This window comes from Plectonema cf. radiosum LEGE 06105, from assembly GCF_015207665.1.
In the GTDB taxonomy this organism is placed as follows: domain Bacteria; phylum Cyanobacteriota; class Cyanobacteriia; order Cyanobacteriales; family Nostocaceae; genus Rivularia; species Rivularia radiosa_A.
In genome coordinates this window covers 1-11,514 of the sequence record NZ_JADEWL010000183.1, presented here as the reverse complement: position 1 = coordinate 11,514, position 11,514 = coordinate 1, and the positions used below count along the sequence as shown (strand labels likewise).

The 11,514-nt window shown below is 41.5% G+C and carries 11 protein-coding genes; 8 read left to right on the top strand and 3 right to left on the bottom strand.

Features of this window, described 5'->3' with window-relative positions:
• Window positions 1-712, bottom strand: a 712-nt coding sequence (gene trmD / locus IQ247_RS28955) for a tRNA (guanosine(37)-N1)-methyltransferase TrmD (RefSeq protein WP_193925268.1), incomplete at its 3' end; no start/stop codon positions are given.
• Between the two features lie 708 nt (window positions 713-1,420).
• Here trmD and IQ247_RS28950 point away from each other — a divergent pair.
• Window positions 1,421-2,284, top strand: a complete 864-nt coding sequence (locus IQ247_RS28950) for a cyanophycinase (protein WP_193925266.1) — start codon at window positions 1,421-1,423, stop codon at window positions 2,282-2,284.
• 174 nt (window positions 2,285-2,458) lie between these two features.
• Window positions 2,459-5,158, top strand: a complete 2,700-nt coding sequence (gene cphA / locus IQ247_RS28945; RefSeq protein WP_193925264.1) for a cyanophycin synthetase — start codon at window positions 2,459-2,461, stop codon at window positions 5,156-5,158.
• A gap of 77 nt (window positions 5,159-5,235) precedes the next feature.
• Here the strand turns inward: cphA and IQ247_RS28940 are convergent, their stop codons facing one another.
• Complete coding sequence (locus IQ247_RS28940; protein ID WP_193925262.1) at window positions 5,236-5,415, bottom strand: TatA/E family twin arginine-targeting protein translocase; 180 nt, start codon at window positions 5,413-5,415, stop codon at window positions 5,236-5,238.
• A 562-nt stretch (window positions 5,416-5,977) separates the two neighbouring features.
• Here IQ247_RS28940 and IQ247_RS28935 point away from each other — a divergent pair.
• The 4 genes from IQ247_RS28935 (at window position 5,978) to IQ247_RS28920 (ending at window position 8,981) form a co-directional block, all read left to right on the top strand.
• Window positions 5,978-6,178 (top strand): helix-turn-helix domain-containing protein, encoded by a 201-nt coding sequence (locus tag IQ247_RS28935; RefSeq protein WP_193925260.1) that lies wholly within the window; start codon window positions 5,978-5,980, stop codon window positions 6,176-6,178.
• Between the two features lie 134 nt (window positions 6,179-6,312).
• Window positions 6,313-7,527, top strand: coding sequence for an RNA-guided endonuclease InsQ/TnpB family protein (locus IQ247_RS28930; RefSeq protein ID WP_193925258.1), 1,215 nt, complete (start codon window positions 6,313-6,315; stop codon window positions 7,525-7,527).
• Window positions 7,528-7,538: 11 nt separating this feature from the next.
• Window positions 7,539-7,754: a hypothetical protein gene (locus tag IQ247_RS28925; RefSeq protein WP_228060140.1), complete on the top strand. Its 216-nt coding sequence runs from the start codon at window positions 7,539-7,541 to the stop codon at window positions 7,752-7,754.
• Between the two features lie 342 nt (window positions 7,755-8,096).
• Window positions 8,097-8,981, top strand: a complete 885-nt coding sequence (locus IQ247_RS28920) for a phosphatidate cytidylyltransferase (RefSeq protein ID WP_193925257.1) — start codon at window positions 8,097-8,099, stop codon at window positions 8,979-8,981.
• Window position 8,982: 1 nt separating this feature from the next.
• Here IQ247_RS28920 and IQ247_RS28915 read toward each other — a convergent pair whose 3' ends face one another.
• Entirely contained in the window at window positions 8,983-9,675 is a 693-nt protein-coding gene (locus IQ247_RS28915) for an LmeA family phospholipid-binding protein (protein WP_193925256.1), read from the bottom strand.
• A 151-nt stretch (window positions 9,676-9,826) separates the two neighbouring features.
• Between IQ247_RS28915 and IQ247_RS28910 the strand changes: the two genes are divergently transcribed.
• Entirely contained in the window at window positions 9,827-10,585 is a 759-nt protein-coding gene (locus IQ247_RS28910) for a pseudouridine synthase (RefSeq protein WP_193925255.1), read from the top strand.
• On the top strand, window positions 10,585-11,418 hold the full coding sequence (locus IQ247_RS28905; protein WP_228060139.1) for a helix-turn-helix domain-containing protein: 834 nt from the start codon (window positions 10,585-10,587) through the stop codon (window positions 11,416-11,418). Before IQ247_RS28910 ends, IQ247_RS28905 begins: the two co-directional genes overlap by 1 nt.
• Window positions 11,419-11,514: the final 96 nt, after the last annotated feature.

Sequence of the window (11,514 nt, the reverse complement as noted above, 5' to 3'; positions counted from 1 at the left end):
CCCCATCCCCTTGTCCCTTTCTTCTCTTCTCCTCTTCCCAGGCTTGATATAAATCGGGACGACGTTTGCGGGTTCTGGCGACTTGTTGCTCGTAACGCCATTGGGCAATTGCCGCATGGTTCCCGGATAATAATACATCGGGAACTTTGCGATCGCGAAATATTGCGGGGCGGGTGTATTGGGGATAGTCTAATAAACCTTCTTCAAAGCTTTCTAATTTTAAAGATTCTGTTTTACCAACAGTTCCGGGAAGTAGTCGTACTACCCCATTAATTAAAGCCATTGAAGGTATTTCCCCCCCAGTCAGAATAAAGTCTCCCAAAGAAACTTCACGGGTGACTAAATCCAATACTCGCTCGTCTACTCCTTCATAATGACCGCAAATGATGATTAATTGGTCGTAATTGGTGGCCAATTCTCGGAATAAAGGCTGATTAATAGTTTGTCCTTGAGGACTCATCATAATTACTTCTCTTCGGTTCATGACTGGGAGCGATTCCACAGCAGAGAATATGGGGCCGGGCTTCATTAACATTCCCACTCCTCCACCGTAAGGTTCATCATCGACTTTTCGGTGTTTGTCCGTGGTAAAGTCGCGGGGATTGACAAAATGCACAGTGGCAATCTGTTTTGCTAAAGCTTTACCAATTAGTCCGGAATTGAGAACCGAGGTAAAACAATCGGGAAATAGCGTAACTATATCAAAACGCACAGTATTTCGTATTGAAGGACACTAATCTTAAATTGAATTTGCTAACTTCTAGATGCAGAAGCGTTGGTGGACTTTCATTACATACAAACTATTTAGGATATATAAAAGTAAGTCCCTATAGAAAATTTTCTGTAAAAACGAAAGTTTTTCTAATTACTTAATTTATGTTTAAATATTGTCACATCTAACTTTAAATTAAAATTCTAACCTGCGTTAACAACGAAGCCGGAAATTTTATCCTGTATCGGGAAAAAGCAGTTTATATCGGTGGTTTATGCCAAATACTCCGCTGACGCGGGTGGAGAAAATAAAAAAAGCACAGGTGAAACATACATCAACCTGGCGAATAGAAGATGACTTAAATCAGTGAACAGTCAACAGTTATCAGTTATCACGGTTTCAGTCGGGGATTTAACCCCGACTGAAACACACCACCCAGGCGTTGTGGGGACTCTGACTCCCAATTGATTTACAGTTTTTAACTGATAACTGGTAACTGATAACTGATAACTGTTGAGGCATGATGTCTCAAGGCTTAAAGTAAAAAGCAGGAGTTGCACAACGAAATTTAGAGCGGGAGCAACTCTTGCAATCAGCCTTCAACGGTAGGACACTAAAACATATTTAAAATGTCCCGTTCATTATCATACTTCCGCGAACTGTCCGCGAAGTAAAATTCACCTTCCGGTTGTTGACAGGAGAAAAACAATGCGGCAACTAAAAGCTAAATGGCTGGAAATGACCACACCCCAAGCAACTAAAACCGCCGTTCTGGTTATTGGAGGCGCAGAAGACAAAGTTCATGGACGAGAGATTCTGCGGACTTTTTTAGACCGTGCTGGTGCAAAAGATGCCCATATTACTATTATTCCCTCTGCTTCTCGGGAACCGAGTATTATCGGCGCTCGCTACGTAAATATTTTTGAAGACATGGGAGTAAAAAAAGTTGAAATTTTAGATATTCGAGAACGTGACCACTGTCACGACCGTTATTATAAGGAATCCCTTGAACAATGTACCGGAGTTTTTTTGACTGGAGGAGACCAATTACGCCTTTGTGGTGTGTTGGCTGACACACCAGTTATGGATATTATCCGAGGGCGAGTCAAAACGGGAGAATTAACCCTTGCCGGTACCAGTGCTGGTGCAGCAGTCATGGGACATCATATGATTGCCGGAGGAGGTAGTGGTGAGACTCCCAACCGTTCCTTAGTAGATATGGCAACCGGCTTGGGATTTATCCCAGAATTGATTGTAGACCAGCATTTTCACAACCGTAATCGCATGGTACGTTTAATGAGTGCCATCGCTTCTCATCCTGACCGTTTGGGAATTGGCATTGATGAAGATACTTGTGCCATGTTTGAAAAAGATGGTTGGCTAGAAGTTATGGGCAAAGGAGCGGTGACAATTATCGATTCAAGCGAGCTTACTCATACTAACGAACCTCGTGTGGGAGCGACAGAACCTCTGAGTCTCCATAACTTACGAGTACATATTCTCAGCCATGGCGATCGCTACCATCTTTACGGGCGTACTGTGTTGCCATCTGTGGGGCGAATATCCAGCTGACGGGAATAGGTATGTGTGGTTACACTGGGTTGACCGCGATTTTTTTGGTTGCAGCAGAAAAAAATCACAGTAATTACGAAGTTTTCATAAAAAACTGTTATCCACGAACAGTTATGCGGTCAATTCCAGTAAGAAACTAGAATTTTGGTTCCGAATCTCCATCTACCTTTAATCATGAGAATCCTCAAGATACAGACTTTACGCGGTCCAAATTACTGGAGCATTCGACGACATAAGTTAATCGTCATGCGCCTCGATTTAGAAAACCTTGCCGATACACCCTCGAATGAAATCCCCGGTTTTTACGAAGGATTAGTAGAGGCATTACCTTCTTTGGAAGGTCATTACTGTTCGCCGGGCTGTCGTGGTGGTTTTCTAATGCGCGTGCGAGAAGGCACTATGATGGGTCACATTGCCGAACACATAGCGCTAGAACTTCAGGAATTAGCCGGAATGCACGTGGGTTTTGGTCGCACCCGCGAAACCTCAACTCCGGGAATTTATCAAGTAGTTTTCGAGTATTTAAATGAAGAAGCCGGACGTTACGCCGCAAGGGCTGCTGTCCGGCTATGTCAAAGTATCGTTGATCGAGGACGCTATCCCAAGGCTGAGTTGGAGCAAGATTTACAAGATATCACCGACTACTGGCGCGATGCTTCTTTGGGTCCTTCTACAGAATCAATTGTTGATGAAGCTACAAGAAGAGGTATCCCCTGGATGCCTTTAGGTTCGAGATATTTGATTCAACTCGGTTATGGGGTGCAGCAAAAACGCATTCAAGCCACGATGACGGCTAATACCGGCATTTTAGGAGTAGAACTTGCTTGCGATAAGGAAGCTACTAAAAACATTCTTGAAGCTTCTGGAGTACCCGTACCCAAGGGTATGACCATCAATTTCTTTGATGAATTGGAAGACGCAGTTAATCATATTGGCGGCTATCCCATTGTCATCAAACCCCTTGATGGCAACCACGGGCGCGGAATTACTATTGATATCAGAAATTGGCAAGAAGCTGAAGCGGCTTACGATGCTGCAAGGGCAGTTTCTCGCTCGGTAATTGTTGAGAAATATTATGTCGGACGCGACCATCGTGTATTAGTAGTTGATGGTAAAGTCGTTGCAGTTGCCGAGCGTGTACCTGCTCATGTAGTGGGTAACGGTAAATCTAATATTGCCGAACTGCTTGAAGAAACCAACAATGACCCAAATCGCGGCGATGGTCACGATAATGTTCTGACTCGGATTGTATTAGACCGTAATAGTTATGCATTAATGGAAAGACAAGGGTATACCCTTGATACTGTTTTAAATAAAGATGAAATTTGTTATTTGCGAGCAACGGCGAATTTATCTACAGGTGGTATAGCCGTAGACCGTACCGATGAAATTCATCCAGAAAACGCTTGGTTAGCAGCTCGGATAGTTAAAATCATCGGCTTGGATATTGCCGGTATTGACATTGTTACCACTGACATTAGTCGTCCATTGCGGGAAGTTGATGCGGTAGTTGTTGAGGTGAATGCAGCTCCGGGATTCCGGATGCACGTTGCTCCTAGTAAGGGAGTTCCTCGCAATGTTGCTGGTGCTGTCATAGATATGTTGTTCCCCAATGATAAAACTAATCGTGTACCTGTCCTTAGTATTACCGGCACTAACGGTAAAACTACTACTACTAGATTACTTGCCCATATTTTTAAACAAACGGGTAAGGTAATTGGATATACAACCACAGATGGGACATATATCGGAGAATATTTAGTAGAAGCCGGAGATAATACAGGGCCTCAAAGCGCTCAATTAATATTGCAAGACCCGACAGTAGAAGTTGCCGTGTTGGAAACAGCGCGGGGAGGTATCCTGCGTTCGGGATTAGCTTTTGAAGCGGCGAATGTCGGTGTGGTGTTGAATGTCGCTGCTGACCATTTGGGATTGGGTGATATTGATACTATCGAACAGTTATCACATTTGAAAAGTGTAGTTGCAGAAGCAGTATATCCCGACGGTTATGCAGTTTTAAATGCTGACGATAAAAGAGTCGCCGCAATGGCGCAAAGAACAAAAGCAAATATTGCTTACTTCACCATGAATCCGGAATCGGAGTTAGTTAGAGGACACATCGAAAAAGGTGGAGTAGCGGCAATTTATGAAAATGGCTTTTTGTCAATATTCAAAGGAGACTGGACTCATCCTATAGAAAAAGTTGATCATATCCCTTTAACAATGGGCGGACGTGCGCCGTTTATGATTGCTAACGCTTTAGCTGCATCTTTAGCTGCTTTTGTACAAAACGTTTCGATTGAAGAAATTCGAGCGGGTTTAAATACTTTCCGTGCTTCGGTGAATCAAACACCCGGACGGATGAATTTATTTAACTTGGGTAAACATCACGCTTTAATCGATTATGCTCACAACCCTGCTTCTTATGAAGCATTGGGTGGATTTGTCCGTAACTGGACATCCGGACAGCGTATCGGTGTAGTTGGCGGACCTGGCGATCGCCGTGACGAAGATTTTGTGATGTTGGGTAAACTAGCATCTTCAATTTTTGAGTGCATCATTGTTAAGGAAGATGACGATACACGAGGCAGAAAACGCGGTTCCGCTGCGGATTTAATTACTCAAGGTATAAGGGAAGCAAACCCTAATTGTCTGCATTCCATTATTTTGGATGAAAGCGAAGCGATTAATAAAGCTTTAGATTTAGCAACTGATGATAGTTTGGTAGTGATTCTACCAGAAAGCGTTAGTCGTGCAATTAAATTAATTAAAGCTAGAGGTGTAATAGAAGAAGAAAATCCAACCAATTACGATAGCGCAACTCCTAAAGATAAACAAGTAGGAGAAATATCTTCGGTGTTAAATTCTTTATGAAAAGTTAACAATGATGAGTAAAGAGTTTTAGATTGCATCGAACGCTAATTTATTACTTTTTACCCATCATCTTTTATTTATACCTGCTCTTGGTCTTCTTCTTTATTAGTTTCATCGTGATTATCTTTAAGTTCTTCCTTAAAACCCCGGAGAGTTTTTCCTAAAGCGCTTCCTAATTCGGGAATTTTTTTTGGTCCAAAAATCAAAATCGCTACAACCACAATTACAGCCAGTTCCGGAAAACCCAATCCAAACATAGCGCCTCTTTAAATCACAATCTTTTATATATAGTTTATATAAGTAGTCAAGTAAAAATATTTATATAATTATTGCTCAGTTATATATATAGCTGCTTTCTACTCCCTACCCCAATAAAATGTTTAATTAATCAAGTCCTTAGAAAAGTAATCCCTAATGCTTTTGTTGAGAGGATAGAGGGGGTTGTAGTTCCCCGGTAATTTCACTCACAAATAAGTTTTATCGTTGATATCATATTTGACTATAAAATTTAGAACTATATTTTTTGCTCTTTAGCTTCTACAAGTTATATGCCTTGACCAAACAATTCGTGATATCACGAATTTCTAATCGTCTTGACCACAGCGAACAGAAATCAAAAAGGATTCCGATCATAAAGTAGCGATGTTTTGATTTGAAACAGCCCAATACTCTACCATATTAATTTTGATGCCTGTATCTATACCCCGCATTGCTTCCTAGTTACAACAAACCAAAACAATAAGAACCTGATTCAAATTTTTAGAAACGGTAGAGCGCAATGGTACACTAAAAATAATGTAGCGCTACAGTTTTTTGAACGTGATTGGAACAACCCAAGCAGCTAAATTGTTAAAAATTTGTACTCAACGAGTACGACGACTACTCAAAGAAGGCAGAATCAAAGGAGCGAGAAAGGATGGTAGATTTTGGCAGATTCCTTTGTTCCATGGAAAGCCAAAAGTAACCAAAGGTCTCAGGGGTCCCAAGCCTAATTGGAGAAAGCGGACTTCAACGAATTAGCGGGATTCCCCATCCGTCTACACGGTGGGGAGGGATAGCGACAGGGCGCAAGCCCTAATCTCTTAGATAGCAAAACCGGAAACATACAAACGCCTCTTTTAGTCTATAATATCAATACGTGAAGTTTTAGAGCCATGAAGCAAGTCCTGACCGTAGCCTGCAAGATTGAAGTAGCACCCGAACAGTTGCCAAAAGTGCAAAATCTGTTCCGGGTGTTTGCTGATGCTTGCGAGTACGTGAATCAGGAAGTCCCCGAAAAACTGACTAACGAACTTGCAATGCAATCTCTCGTTTATCAGGAAGTCCGGGCGCGTTTCGGTCTTTCTGCCCAGCTTACAATTCACGCAATCCGTCGTGTTTCTGGCAACAGAAAGACAGCAAAACATAAAGGTAAGCCAGTAAAACAATTTGCACCGACCTCTGTTACCTATGACGCGAGAACCTTCAGTTTCCGTGAATCGGATTGGACTGTTAGCCTCACAGCATTGGGTAAACGGGAACGGTTCAGACTGCACATCGGTAACTATCAGCGCGGATTGCTGAAAGGACAAAAACCAAAAACTGCAACATTCTCGCTGAATGCGAACGGTGAATACTATCTGAATATTCAGCTTGAATCGCAGCCAGAGCCACCGCAAAAAACTAAAAATGTTTTGGGTGTGGATCTCGGTAGAACCGATCTTGCAGTGACTTCGGACGGGAATAGTTTCAGTGGCAAAGACGTAACCAACGTTAGAAATCATCAAGCGCGTGTGAGAGCTTCGATTCAGCAAAAAGCCTCGAAAGGCACAAGATCTACACGCCGTCGGGCGCGGAGACTCTTGCAACGGTTGTCGGGCAAGGAACGGAGATTTCAGCAGCATACCAATCACGTCATTTCTCAGCGCATTGTCCAACACGCAAAAATCAACAATCAGGTGATTGCGTTGGAGGACTTGACCGGGATTAGAGAGCGTACCTCGGAGATGCCACGTACCAAGAAGGAGCGTCGTCTCTCGAATAGTTGGGCGTTCTACCAGTTGCGCCAATTCTTGACCTACAAAGCGGTGAAGAACAGCGTAAAACTGATTCTGGCGAATCCAGCTTACACCTCGCAAACTTGCCACAAGTGCTTGCACATCCACCCCGTTAGAGGTGAATCGTACAGAAGTGGTAAGAAATTCGCTTGCGGTCATTGTGGTTGGATTGGGGATGCGGATTTGAACGGGGCGAAAAATATTGAAGCAATGGGGCGTTCTATAAACACGCCTGGAGGTTCGGTCTATTTGTGCTGTTCGCTCAGTACCTTTCAGATCAGGGCTACTGAAAACCCCATCCGCCTACGCGGTGGGGTAGTTTATAGGCATTAACTCGCATTTGCGTGAACCAGCATTATATTAGAAGTAATAGAAAACATGGCGCGAATAACCCTGTAATCAGAGTTGAATCAGGAAAGAGCGTTCGTTATTATCATGATGTAGAAATCGCAGGAAAATGTCGGCTCGTTTATCGTCCAAATAATCCCCTCAGTTGTGGCGCTCAGCTTTGGATAGAAGTGGCTGAAGGTGTTATGGTTACTTCTTTTCAAGGAACTTAATCCTAAGCAAATAAATTAACGTTTGATCAAATTCTTAGGGCGAGTACCAATCGCCAAATTATTCTCCTGTTCACAATCCCATGAAGTTGCGATTTACCGGCGTTTCATAGTAATTACTCTCTTCTTGCGAAACAAATTACATCGGTAATTTCTTTTCCCCGTGCTAAGTTCCTTGTCCCCTCGATTCGGTAATCGGATGGCGTACTTACTCCCAGAATCGCTGTAAAAGGAAAATTCGATTATTACTAATTTGTGAACTGCGACTGCAACCTAAAGATGTACTATGGAATATTGGTGCATTGCGGCTACTCATGCAAATGTAAATCTAAAATTCTATTGTCTATGTCTTTGTCTCGGATTTTAAGTGGAATTATTGCGATCGCTTTAGCTTTAGGTGCCACTATGCTGGGAGGATGGTATTTTACATTTTTATATGTAATCATCATTTTTCTAGGGCAACGAGAATATTTTAATCTGGTACGAGCCAAAGGCATAGCTCCAGCAGCTAAAACTACAATGGTTGTCAGCCAAGTGTTGTTAGTCATTTGTACCATTGATAGCAATTTAGCTGATGCTGTAATGCCTGTAGCCGGTACATTTATTTGCTTTTATCTGTTGTTTCAGCCGAAAATGGCATCAATTGCCGATATTTCCGCTTCAATTCTCGGTTTGTTCTACACGGGATATTTACCTAGCTACTGGGTACGTTTACGAGCCATTGATACCGCTAGCTTCAGCAATTTACCCTTGGGAGGTTATTTACCATCTTCCTTATCGGCATTTATAGGTAGAGAAAATTTTTCCGCTTTACCGTTAGGATTACGTACAACATTACTGACATTTATGTGTATCTGGGCTGCTGATATCGGTGCTTATTTCGTGGGTAAATATTTCGGTAAAACACCTTTATCGGGCATCAGTCCGAAGAAAACCGTAGAGGGAGCAATTTTTGGGATTACGGCAAGTATTGTAGTCGGAGTTTTGTTTGGTTACTATATTAATTTACCGGAATTTTATCTCACGGGTGCCGCACTCGGTTCTTTAATTGGTATTGCCAGTCTTTTAGGTGATTTGACCGAATCTATGCTCAAACGTGATGCAGGAGTTAAAGATTCCGGAGATTTAATTCCCGGTCATGGAGGAATTCTAGACCGTACTGACAGCTATATTTTTACTGCTCCATTAGTTTATTACTTCATTACCCTGCTTTTGCCCCTGATTGGTTGAACTATGGATTTACGTTTATTGTTCCCCGACAAATAATATTACCGGGGATTATCTGTAGCTCTTGAATCTCTACATCAGACCCCAAGTCAATATACTCACCTTCATGGCTTTCAAACAGGGTTTTGGTATTGCTGGTGACAGAAATCGGTGCAATGCTTAACTCATGGGGACTGAGTAGTTTTAATCCCATACAAATATCTAAGGGTTGGGGATTGTTTTCTTGATCTATGATGGCAAAGATTACAACTAACCCATCTTTAATTGTGATTTTTTGCCAACTAGTTGACTTGGAATTTGCACTGTATTCTGGTAAAAGTTTAACTAGAACATCATTTAAAGCAGTTGATAGTAACGTACTAGACAAGGAAGCAGATAAGTCAGCTTCTTGTTGATTTAATTCGGCAAATACTGATACTTTTTCTAACAATTGCAACTGTTGTCCTTTGAGAATAGAACTGATATCAATACGAATATTTTTTGCGACTAAATCCACGAATGATAAATGAAGACCTTTATATACTGCCTTTTGTGCAACAATAGACACGGATGGTATACTGCCAGAAATAATTTGGCGATCGCCGCCAACAATTTCGACTTGAAGTTGCTCAACATGATTTACTTGTGTTCTTAACCACAATTTGATTGCTGCGGTTAGGACATTTGTAATCAATCTAAACTGATTTTTTTTCAGCATTTGATAGCTAGAAAGAGAATGGGGTTAATTGAAAAACCGATAAATAAATAGATAAACAATTATTAACTGTATCAAAACAGCTTTTCAATTACAAAACATCAATACTATATTCGTATTTAGATATGAACTGATGGGATATCAGTAAATATACATGGAGGCTCGGCTACAAAAAATTATTTCACAATGGGGTATTGCCTCACGTCGTCAAGCGGAAGAAATGATTAAACTTGAACGAGTGAGGGTTAATGGTGTATTGGCACACTTAGGGCAGAAGGTAAACCCAGATACAGATAATATTACCGTTGATGGGAAGACTATTTCTGCTTCCAAGCGTCCGGAGTTGATTTATTTGTTAATCAATAAACCGCGTGGGGTAGTTTCTACTTGTTACGATCCTCAAGCTAGACAAACGGTATTAGATTTACTACCAGAGCAACTGCATTCGGGTACAGGTATTCATCCAGTTGGTCGTCTAGATGCGGACTCTACAGGAGCATTAATACTAACAAATGATGGAGACTTGACATTTCGGCTTACCCATCCACGTCATAATATTCCTAAGACGTATCGTGTTTTGGTTAAAGGGCATCCACCTCAGCAAACTTTGCAAATGTGGCGTGAGGGTATTTTTTTAGACAACCGGAAAACGCGAGTCGCTCAAGTAAAGTTAATCAAAAAACTTGTAGAAAACAGCTATTTAGAAATCATTCTTAAGGAGGGAAGAAACCGCCAAATTCGCCGTGTAGCCCAAATGTTGGGATATCCGGTAATTGAATTACATCGGACTGCCATCGGTTCGATACAACTGCAATTACCTAACAAAGAAGATTTATCAGAGGGTAGTTTTCGCTACCTAACACAGAAAGAAGTTCTCTACTTAAAACAGCAATTACAGGAAGTCCCCGATTAATGATTCAGTTGGCTCAAGGAGTGCAAAAAAAGATGAAGTGGTTTAGAAAGAAAGAAAAAGAAAAAGCCAAAGAAAATCCTACAGTTTCATTAGAAGAGCAAAGAGCGGAAAAGTTGGCGAAAATGGGCGCACAGCTTCAGGCTACACGGCAACAACATGGCTTTTCGTTGGAAGAAGTGGTAATGCATACCAGAATTCCTCGACGGCTAGTAAAAGGGATTGAAGAAGCTAACTTTGAGGATTTACCAGAACCAGTCTATATTAAAGGTTTGGTTCGTCAATATGCTGATGCATTGGGTTACAACGGAGTAGAATTTGTTAGTACATTTCCTGTTGGTACGAACAAAGTCAGTCTCAAACCGATTTGGAAAAATCCCTCTTTCGCTCAATTACGTCCCATTCATCTTTATTTGTTATACGTTTTATTAATTCTAGGTGCTGTCAGCGGCTTATCTAATTGGTTGAGTGATGCTACAAATATCGCAACTGATAATCAATCCCAACAGAAGCCAGATATTTCAGCTAGCAATTTTAAACCGACTCCAATCAAACCTCAATCCCTGAGTCAAATAAACACCTTTACTAAAGATGAAAAAGGAGTGAGAGTGGGAGTTACTTTAAAAGAATCCTCTTGGATTCAGGTAATTGCTGACGGTAAAACTACTTTTGAGGGTACCTTAAAACAAGGAAGTAAACGTTCTTGGAAGGCTCAAAAAGAACTTACCGTCAAAGCAGATAATGCAGGAGGAGTTTTAGTCAGCGTCAACCAACAACAAGCCAAAAAAATGGGTAAGTCTGGAAAAGTTGAACAACTTCGAGTTGCCTTGAATTAAGTTAGGAGTGAGGAGTTGATGGTGGTTAGTTGATGGTTGATAGTGGTTAGTTGATAATTATTCTTTATTTCCCCCCATCCCCTTGTCCCTCCATCC